Here is a 25,543-nt window from a genome sequence, read left to right on the forward strand (position 1 = left end):
TATATTCAGAAAGTAAATCTCATAAGAGTTCTTTATGAGCCAAGGGGAAACTTAAAGTAAAATGCAACAAGTAAATAGTCTTGCCGAATTTATAAAAATACGTGAACTCGAAGCGCAATTACAAAGCGTAAGTCTTTGTAACGAAAAATGGGAGTTTTTCTTTGATGAAACAGGTAATTGCAGAAAATTTCGATTAGCGAAAGGAGGTTCATTTAACAATACAAATGCTCTGTCCCATTACTTCATTTTGGGAGGCCTAGCATTTGACTCAAAAGAAGACGCCCAGAGTTGCAACCCGCAATCATTCATCAATTCCTTGCATCTTGGAACCAATTTTTCAGAACTAAAATCAAACATGTTGTGCCCTGCTGATTGGGCCTTTGAAAACTTTATTAAGCATGATAGAGTATCAAAGCTAATCAGCTGGATATACAACTCAAAAGCATGTATTCATTATTCCGTCGAAAACAACCTATACTTCGCTTTAGTTGATATAGTTGATTCTTTGAATTTAAAAGCGATGTACGAATATCATTTACTACTAAAAGATGCTCTATACAGGGCAGCGAAACAACATCTTGATGAATTTGCTGAATTTTTGTCAAATTATGATTTTCCAGACATTTCTAAAACGGAACTGTTTTGGAAGAACTTAACCTATCTTCTTGACGACTTTGCTCAAAATGATAGCATTCTTGCAAATGACTCCTGGTTTACCATATTAAGGTCTATGGTTAGAGATAACGCAAGACATCCTGCACAACAAGAGAATACTTTAATTACGAATAACGAGAAATATGAATTGCAAGACTCTTACCTTCCATTCTATCAAAGGCATTGCTACACATTTCTTTACTCTTACCACAATTTCGACGAGGAAAAAACAATCATTTCCCAAATGAAATTGTTCCCTTTTGAGAACTACCAGTTTCTTGACTCAAAAAACGAGCCACTGATACAAGTTTCCGATTGTTTCGTTTCTACGCTGTCAAAAATCCTTTTCTTTTTTGATTCTAAGTCACTAAACGAAATAGAAATATACTCAAAAGTAATGGACGCAAAATCAAAGGAAAACTACAGAAAGCTTTTTGACGTCATCATGCGGTCACAAAAGAAAAGTCCTTTCCTAACCCACAGCGCCAATGCAGTTTCAGTCATGGAAGACCATGCACAAAAATGGGAACTTGTAATAAAATAGATTAAAACCTTCCCTCATTGCAAAAACGTCTTTTCTTTATAAGAAAACCACCCGAAAGGGTGGCTCAAATTTAATCGCAGTAATAATTGTTCCCAACAGTTCGACAACGAGACGAACGATTTCTATTGTTGTCATCGTCATAATAAGTGTTATTGCCTACGCTTCTTATTGTTCCACGATTTCCTCTATTATCGTTGTAATAGGTATTATTTCCAACATTTCGATACGTGGCATTATTACGGCTGTTATTGTTGTCTTCATAATAGGTGTTGTTACCAACCGTTCTATAAGAACCCCTATTACCACGACTATCCTCGTAATAGGTATTATTTCCAACTTGGCGATATGTTGCGGAATTTCCATTGCCGTCATCGCAATAGGTATTTTGGCCAACCGTCCTACACCGCATATCGGCAAAAGAATTGCAACTTAGTAGTAAAACAGCAAGCGTAATCAAGGTGATTCTTTTATTCATACAATCCTAGCTCCGTTGAAATACTATTTGATCTTGCATGGTTTTAGCCGAGAAAAATTTATCCTTGATCGCCCAAACACATCATAAGAGTTCTCAAGCCTCATTCTGGTATGGCAGTCCGACCAAGAGTCACTATTAATATACAATTTATTTTCATAAAAATCAATAGGGAAATGCCCGAATTAATCAATATGGAAATAGATGTCACAAAAATCAACCAACAACTTCGCATAATAGGGTAAGCAAATCCACAAGCTTGTAGGGTTCCCTACCTTGCGAAGTCACTGCATTCTCGCCAGCCGCATTAATCTCTGTTTCTACCTTCTCCATAAAAATCCACGAGATGTCGTTACTTCTTCAGATACTTCGTGCCACGCCCGGCGCCGACAGTCGTGACGACTCCACTTTTCAGCATCTTTCCCAAAACATATTCAACAGTAGTCGGGCTGACATCGGGAAGAATCTTGCATATCTCGGATTTCGATATCGGAAGAAGGCTATTCAATACGGTAGCCTCGATGCGAGAAGACTTTGTTATCTTGTTTGAATTTACCGTTGCAAAGCGTTTGTCCAATTCTTGATAGCACTGATAAAGCATGCTTAAGAAATGCTGAACGAACGGAAAATAGTCATTGCGACTTTCATGCCAATTCACGGAAGACTCCCGCAACGATTCGTAATACCACGACTTGTTCTTGTTGATTTGCTCTTCGTAAGAAATGTACTTACCGACATCGTAGCCATTCTTGTACAAAAGAAGTAGCGAAAGCAATCGCGACATTCTGCCGTTTCCGTCCCTAAAAGGGTGAATGCACAGGAAGTCAAGCATCACGCATGGAATAAGCAACAGTTTGCTTATCGAGTCATCAGCCGCCGCATCCATATAAGCGAGTTCAAGCTGTTCCATCGCCTTTTGCGTTTCGGCAGCACGCACAGGCGCAAAACGAATCTTGCGCATTCCCGACTTGTCAATTTCCAGAATCACATTGTCTTCGTTCTTGAACACGCCTCCGCGACTTTGTGCCACTTGCGCGAGGAGTGTCCGATGCAGAGAAAGCATGCTCTGCACTGAAAACGGAATATCATTATAACCGGTATGGATAAGCGAAAGCGCATCGCGATAACCCGCAATTTCGGCTTCGTCGTGATTGAGCGGAGCGCTATTCTGGTTCACGATTTGCGCAATTCGATCATCGCTGGTGATGATGCCCTCGATGGCATTTGAACTTTTGACGGACTGGATCTTGGCAATGGATTCAAGTTCCGTGAAAACTTCTTGATGGGATTCCTTGCGAAACGACGCCATTGTCCTTAACGACGCAATAGAGGATGTCGTATTGACCAAATTTGCGGGCAACAACCCACTTTTCAGGAAGGAATAATCAAATTTATGCATATTCAGGCCTTTTTCTGCACAAAATATACAACTTTTTATGCAGAAAAGCAATGAAATCTGCATAATTTTTCATAAATCTTATGCAGAATCTCATTTTTTCAGGAATCATTGTATATTTAAGGCGGACATTCAACCCTGAGACACATATGGAAGAGACTTTCAAGACCAGAGGCGTTTGCGCGACAACAATCCAGTTTACGCGCGACGGTGACAAAATCAGAAACATCCGCTTTACGGGCGGATGCAACGGCAATCTGAAAGCGATTGCCAAACTTTGCGAAGGCATGAGCGCCGAAGATATCGCGGCGAAGCTCTTGGGCAACACCTGCGGCGGGAAGCCGACTTCGTGCGCCGACCAGTTGGCCCGCGCCGTACTCGGGAAAGAAGCTTAATACAATTCTTATCCGTTATCGTTTCTTGAATACGACGAGTTCGGCATCGGAGCCGTTCTTGCCGTATTCGCTCACGAGAATGTAGTGTTCATCGCAGGCGATTCCGTAGCAACGGCCTTCGGCACCGTTCTTTTCGACTTGGTTGCCCCAGTAGCTTGCGTTATCGTCCAAGAGCTTGACGCTGTTGCCGTTGATTTTGTATTCCTGGTTGATGAACGAGCCCTGCAGCACAAATAGGTTGTCGATGGTCGGCATGTCCTTGATGTTCAGCGCGTTGACTTCTTCAATGAACTTCTGCTTCATGGGCGATGTGGCATGCGGCAGTTGATCTGCCGGGAGGCGCCAGCGCTTGAGCGTCGGGAAGTACTTGCGAAGCTCCGCCTTGTATTCTTCGCGGGTGAGGCTCTTGCCGGTGTTCTTGTTGAATTCATCGACGAACTGCGAGCAGAATTCGACCATCTGTTCCATGTTGAAGTCGCCGGTGAATGCACCGTCTTTGTAGCAGTAGATGCAGTATTCTTCGTTCTTGCTGCCGTCGGCGTTAGTGCCCAAGATTTCCGGTGTGAGCGGCATTCCGCAGCTCTGACAAAATTTCATTTCCATAGGTTCTCCTTTTTTAGCTCTATGCACAAATGTACACTATTTTAGAATTCTTGTCAAGGAACTTATTCAAATTATTTCAAAATTTGAGCAATCGGTTCTAGGGTGTCGAGATTCACGAAGTCCACTTGCTTGCCGTAGGTGGCGATGAGGGCGCGGACTTCGGCGTTGCGCTCCGCTTCGGGGATTTTCGTGACCTTCGAATACAAAAGTTTCATCATGATTCTGTGTTTCAGGCTGAGTCTGGTGTAATCGATGGCGCCGCGAAGGTGGAAAATTTTACTTTCGTCGTAATGCGATGCAGGAACCTGCTTTTTGAGGCAACCCCTGATGTGGTTGACGTTTTCGGCATCGGTCGGGTCGGCGAGACCGACAGTCGCGACAAACAATTCCTGACTTGCGGAGAGGCAGCAAACCGTTTTCTTGAGGCCCATGATACCGCCTGCGCAAAGAGCGCCCAGATAGACGACGCGGTCATAGCCGGCAACGCTTTTCACGTCTTTAAAGAAAACTGCCTTGAGCCCCGTGATTTCGGCGAGGCGTTCGGCGTAGCGTTTTGTCGAGCCGTAGCGGCTTCCGTAGATGATAATAGAGTTCATCCGATTATAATCCTTTCTTTGAGGCTTTATCACACCACGTCATACCCCGCATCAGACAACACTTCCAGCGCTTTCTCGAAATTTTCGGCTTTCACAAGGATATAATCCGTATTGAAAGTGGATATCGCAAAAATTCCAACGCCATTTTCTGCAAGAATAGCCGAGAGTTTCGAAAAGATACCTATAAGAGAAAAATCAAGTACACCCTGAATACGGAATCCTCGCCATCCATCATCTCGTTCAATAGTATTTTGGGGCACATCATCTGTTTTGCATACGAGGGATATTTCTTCGTCGGTCTTGCCAATGAAATAGAAATCCTTACCCGTATCGACATCACTAACGTCCGCTACTTTACAGACTGTTAGTTTGTGTTCCAATTTCTTTAGTTTCATAAAGTTGATCCTTTGTTTTAATACGGCTTGCTGTCCAGCGGTTCTGTGCAGCCCCATTCCTGTGCGATTCGCTCAAAGTTCTTTTTGACGATGCGCTTGAAAATGAGATTGAATAGTAGCAGACCAATCCAGGGATTCTTCTCGGGGCCCGTAAATTTCTGTGCTTCGGGCGTCATAAAATTGCCGTTTTGAGCAAAAGACAGCCCCATGGTCGTGTAAGAGGCGAGCATCTTGTTGGTCATCTTTTTGATGTAGCTGTTTTCGCGGTTGCGAAGCAAGAAGCTACCGCCTTTCACGAGAACGCCGCCGCAAGAGCATCCTAACTGGGCCGGGAGTGATTGCAAAAACTTTTCACCGAGGCGCAGCTGATGACCTTCGTCAAATCCACCATGAAGGATGAACGAGAGTTGTGCGGGCTGTTTTCGTTCTGTAGGAAACGTATTCAAGAATTCAAGCAACAGGCTCGGCAAACATTCTACAAAGAGCGGCATGGCAATAATGATATTGTCGCTTGTCATAAACGCTTCGCGGGCAGCGTCCCATTCAGAACGGTTTGACAAGGAGTAAACATCGTAGCAAGTTCCCGCCTGTCGCAGCCCTTCGCCAAAGGCTTCAATAATCTTATTCGTGTTACTGTTCTTTTTGACTCGCGGGCTGCCATTGAGAATCAGGACGCGCTTCACGGGCACAGCGTCTTCAATCGGAACTGTGGCAGTTTCCGAAGTGGCGCTTTCGCGAACCTCATTCTTGTCTAGCGCGAAGACGCCGAGCGAATGCCCTGCCAAATTTCTCGCGACCCGCATGCTCCATTCTTCGAGTAATTCCTGATTACCATCGCCTTTGTAAATGACACCGAAATTCAGAGGATGGTAACGCAGTTGATGACGTTCCCAACCGTCGCGGAATTCGATGTACATGTTCAGCATGGGCACAACACGGTCCAAGACTCGTTTGCCACGATAGTCGGCAAATCCAAATTTCGTATCCGTCACTATCCAGAAGTTTTCGGCAGCGACCAATTTTTTGAGAATGATTTCGTAGTCGTCCCTGATAGCGCAAACACCCGGAGTCTTGAGCCAGCACATATTGCAGCCCATGCAATGCGCGATTTTCATGTCTGCAGTGTTGACGATTTCAATATTTTCGTCTTTGCCTGCGAGCAGCGCTTTAATTTGCTCCGAGCAATCGCCCGATTCCAGCGTATTCAACACTAAAGTCACTTTTCACACTCCTTTTCCCCATATAACACCCCAAATCTCGAAAAGTGTCACCCTCCCCCAATTTAATAACCCGACAGCGGCGTCGGATCCTTCGACACGCTTCGCGTGCTCAGGATGACACGTTTGTGTCACTTCAAGAACAGCGAGAGCTTGGTAAAATCAAGAATCGTGATGAACACGAAGAAGCTGATGAAGAAAGCTGCGGCAACGTTCTGAATAACAGTCTGCGTCTTAGTTGAAAGCGGTTTGCCGCGCAGCTTTTCAATGCCGAGGAACATCAGCAAGCCACCGTCGGTAATCGCGAGTGGGAGCAAGTTCATAACGCCCAAGTTAATGCTGATGAGGGCGAGCAACATCAAAAAGTCCTGGAAGCCGCTCATCCACACGTTGCCCATGACGGCGACAATCGAGACCGGACCCGAGAAGGCATCGACCTTGACATGGCCTTGGAACATGCGCTTGAAATAGCGGAAGATGCTCGTGGTCATTTTCCAACTGGTCGCACAAGTTTTCGTGAAGGCTTCGACAGGGCCGCGGCGCACAATCTTGGTTTCGCGGAAGAGCACGTAGCCCATTTGGATGCCGACCATGTAACGTTTGTAATCTTCGTTATAAACCGGCGTGAGCGAATTGGTAAGCGTATCGCCGTTACGGATAACGGTGATGTTCACGGGTTCTCCCTTGCTGCCGTCGATAATGCGCACGACTTCTTCGTAGCGGGAAATATGTTCGCCGTTAATTTCAAAGATGGTATCGCCCACGGCAAGGCCTGCCTTTTCGGCTGCAGAACCGGCCACAGGCGGCAAGCGCACAATCACGCGATTGCGCGGGTAAATTCCGATATCTCCGATACCCATTGCAATTTCGGAGCCGGTAGAATCTTGTGCCGGAATAACAAGTTCTTCGGGCACGACCGTAATCGAGAGCGGTTCGCCGCCGCGGTGTACTGTAAGCGGGACGCTTGCGCCGAGACTCACGCCGATTTGTTCACGGAAATCATCCCAGCCCTGAGTGGGTTTGCCGTTAATTTCGGTGATGGTGTCGCCCGGCTGAATGCCAGCGGTTACGGCCGGAGAATCTTTCGCGACAAACCCCACGATCAAATCGTTCGTCGCCGGTTCTTCGACGCCCACCATATAAAGAATCATCAACAGAATAAAGGCAAATACGATATTGATGAACGGGCCCGCAAACGCAATGGCAGCGCGAGCGCCCACCGACTTGCCCATGAAATCTCGTTCACCGGGGGCTTCACCTTCTTTCAACTTGTCGGGGTTCTCCCCCGCCATGGCAACGTACCCGCCAAACGGAATTGCCGAGATGCAGTATTCCGTTTCGCCGTGACGGTAGCGAATCAATTTCTTGCCGAAACCGATGCTGAATGTATTAACCTTGACGTTATTCCATTTTGCCACCAAGAAGTGGCCGAGTTCGTGAATGGTCACCAAGAAGCTCAAGCCCAACAGGCCGAGCACAAACATCAAGACATTGCTAAAAATCGATTCCATCGTAGAGAAAGATAGTAAAAAGGCGGTCAATCGACCGCCTTAATAATTTCACAGACGATTTACACAACAACTAAAAACATCATTTAAGAGAAATATTCCACAGAATGTTCGTTCCAGCTCCATAGCCAGGCAACTGCGGTGGCGCATATGGACTTTGGGCATTAGGCCAATTCGTCCACACCTTGTCACTATAGTCATAATAGTTTTCTGGCACATATGCCAAAGGTATTGCGGGCTGATCTTCCATAAAAATTCTGTTCAGTTCTCCATAAGCTCTAGTTTTTTCCTTAAGATCAGTCATCAAAGGTATTTCTGACAAAAGCCGATCAATTTCAGGACGGAAGTTCAATGTATCCGGTTGATTGTAACGTCCCACATTGACTCCCGCCCACTCTCCGACAGGTTTCCAATTTTGGCTAGACATCACTTCATTAAAGCGATTCCACAGCATTGCTGGAGATGCATCTCCAGCCGGTTTATGCATTATAAGATCAAAGTTTCCAAGTCCCATTGCAGGCCAATAAGAACCTCCATCTACAAAATTTTCTTGAACATCTATTCCCGCCTCACGCATATTTTCAACAGCTATGGACACCATGCTTTCCCAATCAGACCATCCATAAGGACAAGTGATGTAAAGTGTCGGCATTTTTTCCCCATTAGAATTGTACATTCCAACGAGTTCTCCATCTCTAGAAAACTCAGAACTATACCCAGCTTCAGTAAACATTCTCTTTACCATTTTTTTTCGCTTAATTCGATTGGCGTTATCTAGCATTACGCCATATTTTTCATCACTTTCTTCATAATATTTTTTTTCAACGCCATCAGGAATAATAAGACCAGGACGAATACTCGATGTATAATTGGACATTGACAACATGCCCAATCCAGCATAATCGATCGCAGCAGCAAGGGCTCTACGAAAACGTCTATCGCTCAAAGGATACTTCTGAGTATTAATTATCAACATTGGCATTGTTAGCGGAGTGTAATAAGGTTCTTTTTTCAACCACGCATGAATTCCTTGACGTTCCTTATTCCAAACATGTGGTATATACAATGAAGATATATCTAAATTACCTTCTCGCATAGCAAAGATGCCTTGGCCATTGCCATTGAATATTGGATGAACTATATATTGGGGAGCAGGTAATTTTCCATTATGAATAGCGACATTTCCCCAATAATCATCTCGACGTTTCAATACGATTTTATCATCAGCAAACTCTTTAAGATTATACGGACCCGACACAACAGGATTTTCACTCATTACAAGTTTTTTTGCTTCTTTCAAGCCTTTTTTTGCAATAAGGGGCTTAAATATATGAGCAGGAACAATATGCACATATTGCAACAATTCATAAACTTTAAGCGGATTATTAAATTTTTCTTTTGCAACAACAAATGATATGTACGTACGTCCATTCGATTCATTTAAAACATTAATTTGAGAAATGATGTTAGAAACATCCCTACCACAATCTAAGTACGAAAACAGCACATCCTCTGAAGACAACAATCTACCATCACTCCATTTAGCAGCAGGATTTAACGCAACAACGATACTATCGTTGTTGGACAAATCTTTAACTAGAGAACCTAAAAGAGATTCAACCGAATCATTTAATGAATTGTACACAAGAAGAGGTTCGTACATTAAATTGTTTCGCCCAGCAACAGGCCACGAAACCATCCAACTTTCAGCAAGAGGATTGAATGAAGACGGAGTACTCCATTGCTGATCCAAAAGATAAAGAGTCTCTTGTCTCGGTGTTGAAGACAGTATTTCAGCATATTCAGCCCCAACTTCTAAAAGCTGCCAACAGTCGCCAACCATTACAAGCTTTTTATTTTTCGATTTAACCCCTTGAATTTCAATATGCTGTTTTGAATTAACAACCTGATCAAAAGCTTTGTTCTTTTTTGAAGCATATGTAATATTCTCTACATATTTGGCACCCGCAGGGCATCCAGCAAATTCTTTACGAAGCGTTACAGAAATTTCTTTTGACAATTTATATAATTTTTTTTCAGCATCATACTCTGTTTCGCCCACATAAGATACATATGATATATATTGTTCTTCCCAATTTTTTGAAGAACCTTGATCTGATGTCGTCAAGTTCTTATCTTCTCTCCATTTTTCCAATTGATTATTCACACTCTTACTTACAGACCGCACTTCATTCCATTCATTTTCACTTAAACTTCTGTAATCATAGTATGTTGGTTTGAAGATACCATCAACCCACGCACCAAAACTAAATTGATAAGCAATGGCAATTGCAATAATATCCAGCAAAAAAATGCTGGCAGTCACAATTTTAGCCTTGTTTGATGAGGATCTTATTATCAACGAAATAACACGAGGAGCCAAGAAAAGGAAGAACGAAGCGCTCCATCCCATAACTCCACTGCAAACATCAGGATACTCTCCTTCAGGCTTAAATACACCTGAAATAACTAGCGTAAGTATCGCCCCAACATAGAAAGTAAGCCACAATGTTCCAAACCACCATGCAATCCCCTCCTTACGACGGAGCTTTAATGGTTTAAGAATTGGTATTGCAACAAACAGCCTAAGAAGGTGCATTTCAAGATTGTGATTGGAATTCATTATTTTAGCATCCAGCCAGCCAACAAATGTACCATCACTTGCGGCAGCAGCAGCAGCCCCCCGACATTCAGGACAGGTTGCGCTTAAGCCACCACTCGCATCAAATATTTTTCCGCACTTTTTGCATAAACCATAGCGTTTATGACATCCACTGCACTCGCAGGTGCCAAAACTCAATTCATTTTCTTTGCCGCAATCAGGACAGCGAACTTTATTTGACATATTTTCTCCTTTATTACAATTTCAAAGCATAACATTTTTAACGCAATCTTCTCAGACCGCGGGGCATCGGGACTTCGGTACCGTCTTCCTGCAACAGGTAAATGTTATCGAGGCTGATGTAACCCGTACCGCTGTAGCGGGCACGCCAAGAGAAGTTCTTGATTTGCTTCGGGTCGAGCTGCGGAATGGTCTTGCCCCAGCCTTCCTGTTTCATGTTTTCCCAAATGAGCGTGTCACGCATCCAGGAACCGTGAGTATTTTTCAGGCGCACCATGAATTCATCGTAATCCTTGACCTGTTCGCTTGCGATTTGCACTTCGAAATAGCCATCGGGATTGCTATGGTTCGTGGCATAGTCAAACACGATACCCACCGAGTTGTGAACTTCTTCGGGAATCACGTAGTAGGCGCCCGCAAAGTTCGGCCAACCCTGCGTAGGCGGCTGTTCAATCATAAAGTCGTGACGGATAAAGCCACCATGCGGAGGAGCACCGTTAAAGACCTTCGCGCCAATGGTCGTAGCGTTGTCGCCATTTGCCACCGGGAACCAATCGACAGCATCGAGGCCGTTATCAAAATTCTGCATCACGTGCGTAGTACGGTAGGCGCCACGAATGCGGAACGGAATTTCAAGCACTGACACTTTACCGCCAAGGCCCTGAACCACCACATGAATCGTACGAGCGGCAGGGTACATGTCTTCGGGAATCGGAATCTGCACATGGAAACTTTCAACAGAAGCATTCCACTTGCCGTCATCGGGGGTCACCGATTCCATCAACAAGCCGCGCTTGCCCCAGTTGCCGATATTCACGGAACCGTTTGTCAGCTGGCCATTCGGCTGGGTTGCCGTCACGAACAAGTCAATGGTATCACCCGCCATGAGAACCTTCTTTTCAAGCGCCGCAGCGAGAATCACAGGCTTTGCGGCCTGCGCCTTGGTCGCTTCAGTCATGCCCACCACCTTCGGGTTGATCTGCACGACAGCGAGACCAAACGGCGGCACCGTAATGTCCTTGCTCTTGCTCGGGTTAATGCGGCGACCGCTCGGACCCATTTTCGGGTACGGGAACGCCTTCTGCGAAGTACCCACCCACTTGAACTGATCTTCGCCAAAGATTTCGACCTGTGTACGCACCAAGTCGCCCTTGCCGACTTCTTTAGAATTGCCCTTGACGCTTGCGCGGTCAATCTGCACCACCTGCGGAGCGTCCGACAAGTTCACAATCATCACGCGGGCAGAATCGCCCTTGCCAATTGCATAAGCTTCTACATCCGGCGAAGTTGCCTCTACCGGAAGCACGGCATAACCGTCTTCCAAGAAATCCTTGAAAGTCATATAAAGGCCGTAGTATTCCGCCGTCGGCTCCAGAGACTTCCAATAATTCCAGGAGCCTTCCTTTGCAAGAGCGGTCATACTGATGGTACCCCAAGTGTCATCGGGACCTTTGAACAAGTTACCGAAAGCATCCCACGGGAGCACCTGCAAGCGATTTCCAAAGCGCATGGCATGCTGAGCAAAGATGCTTGCCACGGCAGCGGCCTGCGGATAATCCATCAGCAAGCTAAAGCCCTGCACGCACGTGCTGAATTCCGAAAGGAATACGCCGCGTTCACCTTCGAGATGGCGTTTCATCCACACATTGAGCGTATCCATATTCGGGCCCACGTCGAGCATGGCCTTGAGCATCTCGGCAGGCTTCGGCTCGTTAGGCGTCCAGTACGGGTAATTGTGCAAGTCGACTACGTCGAGGTAACGCTTGCCGTCTTTCTTTTCGGCCTCGCCCACGATGCGCAGGAATTCTTCCATCCAGTATTTGCCATCAAGAATGCCGGCGCCCTTCTGCATCATCTTATGCGTACTCAAGAGCGGTCCGTGCAGAATGATGGTAGAATCCACCGCCTTCATGGCGCGTGCGTATTCCAAGAAGCGGGCAGCGTAATGCCTTGCCGAAATCGGACCGGATTCTTCCCATTCGCCATCGAGTTCGTTACCAATTTCCCACTGCTTGATATTGTAGCCCTTGACCTTGTTGGCGTAGCGCACCCAAGCAGCCGCTTCCTTTGCAGTACCCGTGCCTGCATTCACGCAAATCACGGCCTTTGCATTCGGGAGCGTCTTGATGTACTTCATGAATTCTTCGAAGTCCCACTTGATGTCGGTCCAGTCGGTGCGAGCCTTATCGCCGTTACGGGTCGACATGGCGTAGAACTTGTAGTTGTTACCGCCGAGCAAGTCGGTTTCGCCACTGAAGAGTTTTATTTCGCGAATCTGCACGCCCTTGGCCGGCAAATCCTTAGCCTTGAAGCGGATTGCCACATAGCGTGTGCGGAACTTGGACTTGTACTTCGTCGTCGCCCCACTCACCTTAACGATCTTCTCGGTTTTCAGCTTGTTTTCGAGCGCCTGGTGCACGCCCGGATATTCAGCATAGTCTTCAGTCCAGTAGGCTATTTCGAAAGATTTCGGACGCAGAGTGCCCCAATCGATCTGCAAGGAATCAACATTGATCTTTTCGGGGAATTCAATCACGACCCAAGGCGGATCATCGGGATCCAGAATTTCGCCCCACCACATGGTTTCCATGTTGCCGTCGGCCAGGTGACTGCGGCGCACAAAGCCGTAGTTGTCCTTGGTGGTGCCGCGGTAAATCGTTTCGCCCAAGAAACCGCGAGCCCATTTATTTTCGTCAGCAGTCCAAAGGCCAGTGCTATCGTAGCTCCCGATACCGTTCCAATGGTAATCATTCGAAAGGCTGCCATTCGGGAAACGGAACAGCGTGTAACCGCCATCGACCAAGGCAGAGGTCATGTCGTAATAACGGCTAGGCGGATTCCAAATCGCCAAGTCCGCAGACATCATGTTGTCTTTGTTAATAACAATACCCGGGTGCAAGTCATCTACCTTGATGACATTCTGGGCGGCAAAGGCGGCGGAACCCAGAGAAAGCCCCGCCAAGGCGGCAAAAATAAAATGGTTGGCAAAACGATTTTTCATAGAAACCTCTCAGGGTAAATATAGTAGGAAGTTAGAAGTAGGATGTAGGAAGAAAAAGGAAATGCCCCTGAACAAGTCAGGGGCAAACTATTCAAATTCGGCGCGGAATCTGTCTACTGCCTACCGTCTACAGTCTACTTAACCTGATGACCCTTCAAGTTGAAGCGCTTGCCATTCACTTCGACATAGAGCTTCTGGTCAGCAAAGCGGAGCTGCGGGCCCTGCTTAGTGTGAGCCTTGCGAGCGACAGCGGGCTTGATTGCATCGGTACCGCGGGCAACACCTTCGGCAGCAAAACTCGGGGCATAACCGTGGTTGATAGCTTCGATTGCGCCAGCGAGGTATGCAAACGGAGCATTCCAGTTGATAGCCACTTCGTTAGAAGCGTAGCTGCAGTTGTTGTCAACATAAGAGGTTGCCGGGAAACCGGTTCTATAGTCCTTGCATTCCCAAGTTTCAGAACCAATGTCTTCGCCACCGGGCTGCGGGCCACCCACGATCATACCCGGAACAGGTTCCTTCACCTTGTCAGAAGTACTCGGACGATGGTGCGGCTTCATGGCTGACTTTGTACCAAAACCAGTCAAGAAAGACATATCAAGCGGGTTCTTACCCAACAGATAGTCAAGCACCTTAACGGCAGCCTGGTAATACTTGGCATCGCCAGTCAGATAATAAGCGTGCAACAGCCAAACGCCCTGGTTTCCGGCCACTGCGTTAGAGCCCCACACAAAGTCATCCTTGGCCATCACGACGCCGAAGCCCGACTGGGTACGCTTCACAAAATTATCAGCCACCTTAAGCAAGCTATCCTTGGCTGCCTGAGCGGTATTGCCGAATTCCGTAGCATGCGTAGCCATACCATAAGTAGCAAGGCCACCGACATCAGCCCAGCTCGGGATATTTCCAGAAGCATTATTCGGCTTGTAAGAGGCATCGCCGGTAGACACGAAAAGTTCCGTAGAAGCAAATTCCTTTTCGTCGCCGAGCCACTTGTCACCGTATTCACCCGTCTGCACACCATTCGGGTTGCTGTAAGCCTTATTCGGATTCTGGGCACCCCAAGCATAAGCCTTCTTGGCAGCTTCCAAGCACTTGCTTGCATAAGTTGCATCGAACGGCTTGTACACACGGGCAGCCACAGCCATCACGCCAGCAAAGTCAAACGTTGCAGCAGAGCCCTTACCGATTACATAAATCGGATCGGTATCTTCTGCCGGCATGACATCGCCCGGGAATCCGAGAGAAGTCAGCTTGTGGTAAACGCCACCATCAGAAGCCTGCATGGTCAGCATCCAATCCAAGTTGTACTTAATTTCGGCGAGCAAGTCCGGAAGCGTTCCGTCAGCCGGAATGTTCCACTTGAGCGTCTTGAAGTATTCCGGGAAATGTTCGTACAGCGAAAGAAGCGTATAAGTGGTAATGCCCGAGTTCACAATGTAGCGACCATAGTCACCGGCATCGTACCAACCCTTCGTCGAGTTGATGGAACCCGATTCACCGGTAGAACTGTGAAGCTGCACATTGCCGTTGGCATGGCCTGCGGCGCGAGCCCACTTGCCTGCATAAGAACTTTCAAGTTCCATAGAGGCACGCTGATAGTAATACCACTTCAAAGAAGCCTTAGTCACTTCTTCATACGTGTTAGCGGCAATCGTGAGATCCTTGCGGAGTTCCTGACCGCCCACCTTGATAGAATAAGTGCCCGGAGCATCCAATTCCGAGAAATCCACCAACTGGACATTCTGGCCACTGGGCTGCCAATTGGAAGCTGCAGAGGGGGTCACCGTAAGCACGGTCTTACCGCTGGCATCCGTAATTTCCACATTGCCATTTCCATCGACCAAGGCAAATTCCTTGGCATCACCTACGCGGTAACCAATCTGGTTAATGTACGCTGTGGCAGCAAAAGCCGCCGACGTAAGAGAAAGCACGACAGCGGCATACTGTTTCAAGCCAAATTTCAACATCTCGGACTCCTTAATGAATTATGTAGCTACAAATATACCCCAAAAAAGGCGTAAGAGAGTTCTCTTACGCCAGAAATTGGACACAAGTGTACCCATTGTGTTATTTTTTGACGAATTTGAGGATTTTCTGCGCTCCAGACGGCAATGTCACGACCACTGCATAAGCTCCGGAGGGGAGCGAAGACAGGTCATGGAAACCATAGAAAGAACCTCGGCGGGTAACAGAGCCGTTCATAGAGACAACGGCAAAACGGAACTCGTCCTTACTTCCATAGGCGACCAGTTTGTTGCACATCAGGCCGACCTGGGCAAATTGCTTCATGCTTGCAAGCACCCGCGCCGGAGGATCTGTAACCGTCGAATCATTGGAGGAAGAATCCTTGCAGCAAGTCGTGTCGGGAGGCAGAATCACTGCAGCAGCCTTTGCTTCGCGAGCCGTATTGAAGAAACTGATCATTTTGTTCAAGTTTTCGTCGACATACATTTCGTTGCCGCCATGGGTTCCACCCACCACCGTAACAAGTTCCGTCACGACATTATGCTTTTTGAGCGAATCGTAAAGTTCCTTGCTCTGTTCCGGATTCACAATCTGGTCCTTCGTTCCATGGAATAAAATGACAGGTGGATCGTCTTCGCTCGCATAATACGGCGAACTGGCAACCATCCATTTATCCTTGTTTCCTTCGCGTTCAGCACCAATGAAAGCGCCTTCGTAGGTTCCGCTTCCCATGAAATTATTGATAGGATTCATGGTGTAAATATCGGTCGGAGGAGACCAAAGCGACGCCGCATCGATACAGCTACTGAACTTGGTGAACTCCCCCAGGGAGCCCACCAAGTCCACCGTTACAGAGCCGGACTTGCCTTCTTCCAAGCCACAGGTCGTCGCTACAAGACTTGATAGGTGACCGCCCGAGGAGAACCCGGACATGGCGATAAACGACGTATCGATTTTGTATTTCGCCGCATTACCGCGAATAAAACGCACCACGGCCTTAAGGTCATGCAACTGCGCCGGGTACTTGGCATCGCTTGCAGAACGGTGGTTCGGCGTCACCACGGCATAGCCTGCTTTCAGGAGTGCCGCGCAAATGGTATTTAAATCGGCGGAGCCTTTGGAATTGTTCATGCTCCAGGCGCTACCGTAAGTGTGAATCACCACCGGATAAGCATCCTTCGTTTCTTTGGGCAAATAGATGTCCAATGTATGGTAGACTTTTCCGTCGCCCGCGTAGTTCAGATCAGCGAACTTTTCGGAATACTCTATTTTGCCATTACCCTGCTGGCCGCCAAAGCCCTGGGCGAATACCGAAACGGCTACAGCAAGGCAAGATGCTGCTATCATTTTTCTCATACTCAATCCTTTTCCAAACAGGCTAAAAGCCCATAAAGTAATATAAGTCAAAAAAGCCGCCCTATCACAGGGCGGCTAAAAATTCTGTTGTACAAGATTACAACTTACTTAATCAGGTCCAGCGTCAGTCGACGAGCTTCGGCGTCGGCTTCGAGAACCTGGTCAAGCGTCAGGTGACCGGTCACGTTCGGGGCACCGGCCATAATGGTTTCCACATGGCGCGGGATATCCGTAAACTTGAGGTTGCCTTTGAGGAAGGTGTCAACGAGAACTTCGTTTGCAGCATTCATCATGGCAGGCACGATACCGCCGCGGCGGCCGGCTTCGAAAGCGAGCGCAAGGCAACGGAACTTGTTGAAGTCCGGTTCGAAGAAGGTCAGTTTCGCGAGCGTCGGCAGGTCGATACGCTTGGTATCGAGCTTGAGACGGTCGGGCCACGTGAGCGCCACCTGAATCGGAATGCGCATGTCGGGGGCACCGAGCTGGGCCATCAGGGAACCGTCACGGAACTGCACCAGCGAATGCACCATGGACTGCGGGTGAACAACCACCTTGATCTGGTCGTACGGAATGTGGAACAAGAAGTGAGCTTCGAGAACTTCAAGGCCCTTGTTCATCATGGAGGCAGAGTCGATGGTAATCTTCTTGCCCATGCTCCAAACCGGATGATTCAAGGCGTCGGCCACGGTAATGTTTTCAAACTTTTCAATCGGCCATTCACGGAACGGACCACCCGAAGCCGTGATTTCGAGGAATTCCACTTCGGATTCACGCTTGCCGCCTTCGAGGCACTGGAAGATAGCGCTGTGTTCGGAGTCAATCGGCGTAATGAAGGACTTCGGATTTTCAGCAAGCTTGTCCCAGATCACGGGGCCAGCCATGACCATGGTTTCTTTGTTGGCGAGAGCCACATGCTTGCCGTGTTCGATAGCGGTAATGGTCGGGAGGCAACCCACAGCACCCATCAGCGAGTTGATGATGATGTCGGCCTTCGGGTCAGCAGCGAGTTCGCAAAGGCCTTCCATGCCGGCGAGCACCTTCATGCCGAGTTCCTTTTCGAGTTCCTTGGCGGCTGCTTCGTTGAACATGCACACGCGTTCGACCTTGTACTTGCGCACGATTTCGGCAACCTTCGCCACGCTGCTGTTAGCCGCAACGGCATAAAGATTGAAGATGTCGGAATGCTGGTGAATGACATCGACGCTAGAAGTACCGATAGAACCGGTCGCACCGAGAAGAACTACGTTTTTCATTTTGAAGCCTCTTTTTTATAGAGATAAAAATAAAAAATTCAGTAGGGGCGGCGCAAATATCTATTATTTAAACATGCTCGCAAACGAAGTTAACGCCCTGATTAAAAAGCTCTCCCCATTCATGGAAGAGGATTCGGAAATTTTCCGCGAGCTCATGACGTTTTTCGGGCAAGGTTCCAAGATTGACGTTCACCACGGCGATCTTTCTAAGTTCCTCGGCCACAAGCGCCTTTACCGCGTCATTCGCCTGAAGGGCGAAAGCTACAAGGACTGCGTTTACCAGCTGGTGGACAATTACCCTGAATCGATGGAAGCACTCGGAATGCTACGCTACTATAAGGCTCCTACGGGTCCCGTACGCTGGGAAGAAGTGGAAGCCGCCGAAATCGCCATCGGCAAGGAACTGACGATGGCGGCATACGGATGGATGCCGGACGCATGGACCCTTTTTGAAAAGGGGCCTGCGAGCGATGAAGGCGGCGAGCACGAACTCGTCGCGATTCTGGCGTTTGATTTGGGGGAATAAATCCTATTGCTTCAGGAACTCGAAGAGAGTGATACCGGGAAGCTTGCCCTTGCGGCTTGCCAGGTAATCTTTCAAAGTCAATTCAATCACCTGCTTCTTGAAGGCAGCGTGACGAAGTTTCGGAAGTTCACCGTTACGGAAAATCACAAAGCCCGTATGCGTTGCATCCAAGTCATTCGCACTTGCGACAAAGGCCACACCCGTCACCATCAGAGGACCGGAGTAAGGCTTAGAGGCCATTTCCACGGCGCGATTGTACGGCAAGTAGCGCAAGTCCATCGGAGCATCGGGAGTGTCGTACTTGATCTTTTTCGCCTTGAAAAAATTCTGCTTGGGAATGGTACGTTTCACCACCGTATCGCCCGGCACCTGCATCACGCGAGCAAACTTGCCATCGCCTACCCAATCAGCCAACAGGTAATGTTTGCGGTTCACGTAACCGATTTTACCGCCCTTATAACGGATTTTCTGGAGCGTACTAAAGATTTCATTTTCGCTAGGCGCAATCGCCATCGCAAGAGCGTGTTCCAGATAGGTGACACAGTCGACCGAATCCATATACACCAACGGCTTGTTTTCGATGGGATCCACATAGCTTTCACCCATGGGACCAAGCTTGTAAGGAGTCCCCTTCAGAGCCTTCGAAAAATAATCCAATCTTGCAGTCAGGCCAGCCACATTCTGGGCAGCAAGCCACATCTGCTTCATTCTCATGAGAGAGGCATAGTTGTCGTTAGTACGATACACTAGCCTACTCCACAAAGTATCCAGCACATCTTTCAACTGGGAATCCGGATTCTTGCCAGTTTCGTTCAAGTACATGGCCACAGCCAAAGTATCGCCATCGAGCGCATAAATGTAACCCACTAGACCATGGACTTCACCGATAAAGCCCGTCTTGAATCGGGTGAGCCAGGGGTAAGGCAAATCAAGCATACGCTTGCCGCCGGTACCGATACCCGGGCCTGCAAAGCTGTTGATATAAAAACGACCCTTGGGGTGGCGAGCCATCTTGGCAAGCATCGCCGTTTCCGTCGAAGGTTTCACCTTGTTCTTAGGCGAAAGTCCGCAACCGTCCCACACTTCAAAGTCCGTAGAATCAATCCCCATTTCGGCAAGGAATTTCATCTCTGCAGCACGGCCACTTTCAACGCTACCCACGCCCGACTTTTGAGCGCCCAAGTTGCGGAAAATGGTTTCGGCATGCATATTCTGGCTACGCTGATTGATCTCGTCGAGGATGCTCAAGAAGGGCGCCGCCGAGAAAGAATAAGATGCAATCTGAATGCCATCCGGGACATCCTGCTTTTCGGCAAAGGCAATTCCGCGTTCCTTGAGGGCATGCACAAAGGCCGCCTTAAAATAAGCAATCGGGTTACGCACCGGAAGCACCAACTGGCTTGAATCGACACCAATGCCGATAGCGCCGCCAATGGTAATTTCAGGCTTTGCAGAATCGAGCGCCCAAGTCCACTTGCGCTTTTTGCCCGGCACCGTAATCATCTCATTTTTCAAGACAACATAACCCACATCAGGCTGAATTTCGGCACGAGCGGGGTCGCCCACCTTCAAGCCCGGCTTAAAGCGGATCATGGTGCAGTTATCGTTAAAACCGAGAGGCGCAATTTCGGCGCCATACCAGGCATCATAAAAATTCTTGCGCCAGTGTTCAGCACGCCACGGACCCTTGTAGTAGCTAGAATCCAGGTTTATCTTTCCCGAAATGGAATCTATTCCCAAGGCGTGAATAGAATCGGCCATGGCATAAATCATATGGAACGGGTCAGCATAGTAGCGTCCCGAAAAATTCGGATCACCGCCACCGCGTACATTGACCGCACCAATAAAAGTCTTTTTGCGCACGCTACCATTGAGCGAGACATCTGTCTTGGGAGCGTAATCGAGCGGCAGATAATGCACCGCCGCCGCAGTCGTCAAAGTCTTAAGCGTACTTGCCGGAGTAAACTTTTCCACCCCGCGAATGTTTCCCAATTCCTTGCCTGTCTTGACCGAGCGTATCGAAAGACCATAACGGGATCCCGGCACTACGGAATCCACATACATCTGGAACGAATCCAATTGAAAATTGGCAAGAGCGACAGTTGTAAAGAATCCAATTAAGGCAAAAATATTTCGCATAATTCTAGCGCTTGCGGAACCGACGAATAGAGAACACCAACAATAGCACGACCGCAACAGCTCCCAAAGAAATCACCACAATAAGCCGCAAGCTAAATTCAGGCTGCACGCTGACCGAACCGAAACCCTTTTCGTACTTGGTTTCTTCGACCGGGGTTTCCAAAGCCGCAAGAATACGGTGCTTTACAGCGGATTCCGTTTCGGAGTCTTTGTACCCCAAAATGCCATTGATTTTCTGGTGAGCATCAAACACGTGACTCGCAATTTCTTCGTTCACGGAAGAATCTTGCTTGAGCAATGTACTCGCGATGGCAGACACCATGCTGTTCACCGTCATTTCGATTTCGCTCCATTCCGGAATGTTTTGGCTACTACGGCCATGATTTTCGAGACCGTCAATCAAATGATTGTAGCGAGGATCCTGCATCCAGATTCGAATCAGGCTCTTGTCGGGCGGAATGAAGCCGCACTGTCTGGAATAGAAATCGATATTGTCCGCACGGAGCATGAACAGGAACAAATCGCGGGCTTTTAGATGCTTGATCGGGTTGCTGTTCTTCGGGAGCGTCAAATGGCTTCCGCCCACAAACGAGAAATTGCCGTACGGGCCCTTGGGACCGGTCACTGTAATCAAGCCGTCTTTGGCGAGCGGGCTATCTCTCAAGCCGCCCATTTCCGTGTCGAATTCAATTTTGCGGATCAATTCGGACGTACCAAAAATCATCAACTGTTCGGAACGCACAAAGCGGTCTGCACTCTGGGCCGAATTTTCCTTGAGGTTGTACGGCGATACGTCATGGTCGCGCAACAATTTCAAATAAAAACAAAGTCCCACCAGCGTCAATGGGTCTGCCAGGGCACTGCGGTAACCGCTATCGACTTCTGCAACGAAGTCACCTCCGTAATTCCAGAGGAACGGAGACATCTGCTGATAGCCCGTCCAGTCGTCCTTCACGCCAAATTCAAACGGCACCACCTCAACATCTTGCCGGTTAGTCACTTTGGCTTCCGAAATGGCACGGAGCACGCCAAAGAACTGCGGGTAAGTTTCAATTTCAGTATCGTGCAGTCCCAGTTCCAACCAAATACGTTCGTTCGCGAAGAACCCACGAATGTCGAGGAACCACGGAATTGAGTACACTAGAGTATCGCGACCGATATGGCCAGATTTCATGGCCTCCGGATAAAAGCGACTTGTATCGACAGCGTCTAACAATTCTGTGACAGGGCTAATCATGCCGGCCTTGGCAAAGTACGGCACCCAGCTCGAGCCCAGTTGCAACACATCCGGGAAATCGGTCCCCGGGCCAGCGTCGTTTACCAAAACCTTGTTGAGTTCGGCGAAGGCGACACCCCAATCCACGAACCGAATCTTGACCGGAATGCCACTTTGGCGCGTATACTTCTTCATCAACTTTTGAAGAGCCGTGCCTGCATTAATATCTTGGTCCATAACCCAAAGCACGAGCGTATCGGGGGGCGTCGGCATAGCCCTCAGTTCCGGCACAGCATGAGCAACCCCGCACAAGGCGAGACCCATTACCAATAAAGCTATGCCGCAAATACGCTTCTTCATGGTTCTACTCTAAGATACTAATTAACCTTTATCGACTAGTGGGCAATTTTCAAAAAATCGTCAAAGTAGCGCGGATACGTCTTGTTGATGCAAGCGGGGTCCATAATCTTGATGGGGACGCCGCCAAGAGCCACCAAGCTAAAGCACATGGCCATGCGGTGGTCGTTGTAAGTCTCGATAGTCGCAGGCTGCAGCTGAGCCGGCGGTGTAATCGTAATGGAATCATTGGTTTCGCGAACTTCGGCGCCTACCTTGCGGAGTTCAGCCGCCATGGCCGCTATACGGTCCGTTTCCTTGACACGCCAGCTGGCAATGCCCGAAATGGTCATGGGGGCGTCAGCAAACAAGGCGAGCACCGCAACCGTCATAGCTGCATCGGGAATCTCGATGGCGTTGAATTCACCAAGGCTCTTGAGCTTGCCTTGAGGACCGACACATTCTACCCAGTCGGGGCCCATCGTCACAGTCGCACCCATCTTCTTGATGACTTCGACAAAGGCGATGTCGCCCTGACGGCATTCGGAACCTACGCCCAGCACGCGAACCTTGCCACCGGCAATGGCCGCAGCGGCGAGGGGGTAACTGGCAGAGCTTGCATCACCTTCGACCATATAGTCACCCGGAGATTTGTAAACGCCCTTGGGCACATAGAAATCCTTAAGGTCGGCATGCTTGACTTCGATGCCGAAATGTTTCATGACATCGAGCGTCAAAAGAATATAAGGAGCAGAAATCAGTTCGCCTTCCACATGAATGTGAAGCGGAGATTCCGCATAAGGGGCGCAAATCAAAAGTGCCGTCAGGTACTGGCTCGAAATATTGCCACGAACCGTGACAGATCCACCCTTGAGACCGTGAGCGTTAATGCACACCGGCGGGAAACCTTCCGTTTCCATATAATCGATATCGGCACCCAGCATGCGGAGCGCATCTACCAAGTCGCGGATGGGACGTTCCTTCATGCGTTCTTCGCCACTCAAATGGAACACTCCCCTACCCAAAGCCAAGGCGGCACAAAGCGAACGCATGGCCGTGCCTGCGTTACCCAGGTAAAGACCTGCCACATAGTTGTCGTTTTCCATCAAGACAGACGGAGCATCGATAGGGGCGCCGTTACCTTCAATTTCGGCTTCGGTAAAGTCATCGGTCATATCCGCCTTGACACCAAGCGCCTTGAGAGCCTCGCCCATATAGCGGGTATCATCGCTCTTCAACAAGTTGTGCAAACGGGTAGTTCCTTCGGCAAGGGCCGACACCAAAAGCACACGGTTGGTAATACTCTTGGAACCCGGGACGCGAAGTTCTCCGTTATAAGACGACAAAGCAGGAATCTGAATATGACTGGGGCGAAAGAAAGGTGTATCCATGCCGATAAATTTATAAATTAAATAGTCCAATAGACTATATGGAGCGCTAAATGATGAGCGAAATCACAGACCTCAAATTCACCGTACGCTTTTCGGACTGCGACGAATACGGCAGACTCAAGCTTTCGCGCCTATTCCAGTTCATGGAAGAGGCAGCCATAGCCGACGCCGAGCGAGGCGGATTTGGCCTATGGCGCATGATCAAGGCCGGCTACACTTCGGCCATTACGCGCATGAAGGTCCGCATCAATCATACTCCGCTCATGGGAGAAGACCTTCACGTTTCCACCTGGATCAAGGAAATCTATAAAGACAAGGTTGTCTTGAAAGACTACGCCGTTGTCGACAGCCAGGGTCACGCCCTTGCCGAAGGCACTTCCTCCTGGATTCTGGTGAACTTGAAGACCGGCTTTGCCGAGCCCCCTTCTAACAGCCCGTACCCCTTCCCCATCCAGCTCGAAAAGAGCGCCCTGCCGGAAATGCTCTCGGTTTTGCCCATGGGAGAAGATCCACAATTAGTTTATACGGAACGCGCCCGCAATAGCGACCTGGACCTAAACCACCACGTAAACCACTGTCGCTATGTAGAATGGATTCTCGATTGCCTTAGCAAAGAAGAAATCAAGGAACGCGGTATCCGTTCGTTGCAGCTGAACTTCGTGAACCAGGTGCCACTCGACGCAAACGTGAACATCATCCGTTTCAAGGACACGAACCACCACGCCGTATTCTTCGGCATGAACGCCGATATGGAAAAAAGCCCCACCACCAACCGTTGCCACTTCCAAGCACGCGTCGGTTTCAGGGGCTAAGTCAAGGAACAATCAGCCCGACGCCGGGCCACATTTCAAAACTAAAGCTCCCGTGCAAGTCGGTACGGTATACCGCCGACGAATCACCCGTTATGATGCGGAGCTTGTTCAGCACCTCTTCTTTAGGGTGACCGTAACGGTTGTTTTTACCGACGCCGACAGCCGCATACCTTGGCGACACCCGCGCCAGGAACTGGAGTCCGCTACTGCCCGCGGAACCATGGTGCCCGACTTGCAGCAAGTCTACCGACAAATCGCGGGAAAGTTCCATCAAGCGATTTTCGCCAACGGAATCCAAGTCACCCGTAAGCAGGAACGAACTTTCACGCCCCGCCTGCGGCCCCACCATAGAACCCATAAGGACGACACTAGCCCGATTTTCGCCAAAGCGTCCGTAACTTACAGGCCACAGACATTCAAGCCTTAGCCCCTCGGCAAAGTACACCGAATCGCCGCGCACTAGCGTATCGACCGGAATCCTGTACCGCCGCACCACCTTAAAGACGCTATCGCTCACGAAGCCCACCGCGGTGTCTAACCCCACCAAGAGGCGTCCGACCTTGAGCCGCCCCGACTCGATTGCCGCCCCCATTTCCATAAACCCACCGCCGTGGTCCCGGTGAAAGTGGCTCACCAGCACCCAGTCGAGCGAATCGACCCCGCGCGCCGCAAGCGTATCCATCAGTCCGGCGGAGTCGGGTCCCGTGTCATACAGGGCAAACCTCCCCTCGTTTTCCAGCAGTACGGCAAGCCCCTGCCCCACATCCAAAAACGTGATGCGAACCGGTTCGGACGCACCGCCCCAACCGGAATCATAGGTGCACCCCGAAAAAAGCAGGCCAAAAACGGCGCTCCAAAGGGCGCCACAAAGCAAAACCCATAGGAAAATGCAGCGATTAGATTTTCGTGAAACATGCATAAAA

Annotated in this window: 19 protein-coding genes; 4 read left to right on the top strand and 15 right to left on the bottom strand. The window is 48.8% G+C overall.

The features are described 5' to 3' along the window. The first annotated feature begins 61 nt into the window (after window positions 1–61). Window positions 62–1,198, top strand: coding sequence for a DUF3800 domain-containing protein (locus tag BUA40_RS06820; RefSeq protein ID WP_072799894.1), 1,137 nt, complete (start codon window positions 62–64; stop codon window positions 1,196–1,198). Between the two features lie 824 nt (window positions 1,199–2,022). Here BUA40_RS06820 and BUA40_RS06830 read toward each other — a convergent pair. Next, window positions 2,023–2,979: a Fic family protein gene (locus tag BUA40_RS06830; protein ID WP_218588185.1), complete on the bottom strand. Its 957-nt coding sequence runs from the start codon at window positions 2,977–2,979 to the stop codon at window positions 2,023–2,025. Window positions 2,980–3,215: 236 nt separating this feature from the next. Here BUA40_RS06830 and BUA40_RS06835 point away from each other — a divergent pair, with 236 nt between their 5' ends. After that, window positions 3,216–3,461 carry a TIGR03905 family TSCPD domain-containing protein gene (locus tag BUA40_RS06835; protein ID WP_072799897.1) on the top strand — a complete coding sequence of 82 codons (246 nt, stop codon included), beginning with the start codon at window positions 3,216–3,218 and terminating at the stop codon, window positions 3,459–3,461. 15 nt (window positions 3,462–3,476) lie between these two features. On the opposite strand, the gene BUA40_RS06840 is transcribed toward BUA40_RS06835, so the two are convergent. From BUA40_RS06840 to dxr, 10 genes are all read right to left on the bottom strand, one after another. Then, complete coding sequence (locus BUA40_RS06840) at window positions 3,477–4,064, bottom strand: zinc ribbon domain-containing protein (protein WP_072799898.1); 588 nt, start codon at window positions 4,062–4,064, stop codon at window positions 3,477–3,479. Between the two features lie 71 nt (window positions 4,065–4,135). Further along, window positions 4,136–4,660 carry a flavodoxin domain-containing protein gene (locus BUA40_RS06845; RefSeq protein WP_072799899.1) on the bottom strand — a complete coding sequence of 175 codons (525 nt, stop codon included), beginning with the start codon at window positions 4,658–4,660 and terminating at the stop codon, window positions 4,136–4,138. 29 nt (window positions 4,661–4,689) lie between these two features. After that, complete coding sequence (locus tag BUA40_RS06850) at window positions 4,690–5,055, bottom strand: ACT domain-containing protein (protein ID WP_072799931.1); 366 nt, start codon at window positions 5,053–5,055, stop codon at window positions 4,690–4,692. Between the two features lie 17 nt (window positions 5,056–5,072). Beyond that, window positions 5,073–6,275 (bottom strand): flavodoxin family protein, encoded by a 1,203-nt coding sequence (locus tag BUA40_RS06855; RefSeq protein ID WP_072799900.1) that lies wholly within the window; start codon window positions 6,273–6,275, stop codon window positions 5,073–5,075. 128 nt (window positions 6,276–6,403) lie between these two features. Continuing rightward, on the bottom strand, window positions 6,404–7,783 hold the full coding sequence (gene rseP / locus BUA40_RS06860; protein WP_072799932.1) for an RIP metalloprotease RseP: 1,380 nt from the start codon (window positions 7,781–7,783) through the stop codon (window positions 6,404–6,406). A gap of 79 nt (window positions 7,784–7,862) precedes the next feature. After that, window positions 7,863–10,625, bottom strand: coding sequence for an ABC transporter substrate-binding protein (locus BUA40_RS06865; protein ID WP_143149719.1), 2,763 nt, complete (start codon window positions 10,623–10,625; stop codon window positions 7,863–7,865). A 37-nt stretch (window positions 10,626–10,662) separates the two neighbouring features. Next, window positions 10,663–13,623 (bottom strand): glycoside hydrolase family 44 protein, encoded by a 2,961-nt coding sequence (locus BUA40_RS06870; RefSeq protein ID WP_072799901.1) that lies wholly within the window; start codon window positions 13,621–13,623, stop codon window positions 10,663–10,665. A gap of 134 nt (window positions 13,624–13,757) precedes the next feature. Then, a complete protein-coding gene (locus tag BUA40_RS06875; RefSeq protein WP_072799902.1) occupies window positions 13,758–15,593 on the bottom strand; it encodes a glycoside hydrolase family 9 protein in 1,836 nt (611 codons plus the stop codon). A gap of 100 nt (window positions 15,594–15,693) precedes the next feature. Continuing rightward, window positions 15,694–16,947 carry an alpha/beta hydrolase gene (locus BUA40_RS06880; RefSeq protein ID WP_255369237.1) on the bottom strand — a complete coding sequence of 418 codons (1,254 nt, stop codon included), beginning with the start codon at window positions 16,945–16,947 and terminating at the stop codon, window positions 15,694–15,696. Between the two features lie 104 nt (window positions 16,948–17,051). Continuing rightward, on the bottom strand, window positions 17,052–18,200 hold the full coding sequence (gene dxr, locus BUA40_RS06885) for a 1-deoxy-D-xylulose-5-phosphate reductoisomerase (protein ID WP_072799903.1): 1,149 nt from the start codon (window positions 18,198–18,200) through the stop codon (window positions 17,052–17,054). 73 nt (window positions 18,201–18,273) lie between these two features. Between dxr and BUA40_RS06890 the strand changes: the two genes are divergently transcribed. Continuing rightward, window positions 18,274–18,726, top strand: coding sequence for a hypothetical protein (locus BUA40_RS06890; RefSeq protein ID WP_143149720.1), 453 nt, complete (start codon window positions 18,274–18,276; stop codon window positions 18,724–18,726). Window positions 18,727–18,729: 3 nt separating this feature from the next. On the opposite strand, the gene dacB is transcribed toward BUA40_RS06890, so the two are convergent. From dacB to aroA, 3 genes are read right to left on the bottom strand one after another with little or no spacing between them, the layout of a single operon-like run. Further along, window positions 18,730–20,865 (bottom strand): D-alanyl-D-alanine carboxypeptidase/D-alanyl-D-alanine endopeptidase, encoded by a 2,136-nt coding sequence (gene dacB / locus BUA40_RS06895; RefSeq protein WP_072799905.1) that lies wholly within the window; start codon window positions 20,863–20,865, stop codon window positions 18,730–18,732. Window positions 20,866–20,869: 4 nt separating this feature from the next. Further along, the gene (locus BUA40_RS06900) at window positions 20,870–22,441 is read right to left on the bottom strand and encodes an extracellular solute-binding protein (protein WP_083585320.1); all 1,572 of its coding nucleotides are present in this window, start codon (window positions 22,439–22,441) and stop codon (window positions 20,870–20,872) included. Window positions 22,442–22,476: 35 nt separating this feature from the next. Next, window positions 22,477–23,808, bottom strand: coding sequence for a 3-phosphoshikimate 1-carboxyvinyltransferase (gene aroA / locus BUA40_RS06905; RefSeq protein ID WP_072799907.1), 1,332 nt, complete (start codon window positions 23,806–23,808; stop codon window positions 22,477–22,479). 50 nt (window positions 23,809–23,858) lie between these two features. Between aroA and BUA40_RS06910 the strand changes: the two genes are divergently transcribed. Continuing rightward, window positions 23,859–24,620 carry an acyl-[acyl-carrier-protein] thioesterase gene (locus tag BUA40_RS06910; protein WP_072799908.1) on the top strand — a complete coding sequence of 254 codons (762 nt, stop codon included), beginning with the start codon at window positions 23,859–23,861 and terminating at the stop codon, window positions 24,618–24,620. Between the two features lies 1 nt (window position 24,621). Here BUA40_RS06910 and BUA40_RS06915 read toward each other — a convergent pair whose 3' ends face one another. Then, entirely contained in the window at window positions 24,622–25,539 is a 918-nt protein-coding gene (locus BUA40_RS06915; protein ID WP_072799909.1) for a ComEC/Rec2 family competence protein, read from the bottom strand. Window positions 25,540–25,543: the final 4 nt, after the last annotated feature.

It is taken from the genome of Fibrobacter sp. UWT2, assembly GCF_900142545.1.
GTDB lineage: Bacteria > Fibrobacterota > Fibrobacteria > Fibrobacterales > Fibrobacteraceae > Fibrobacter.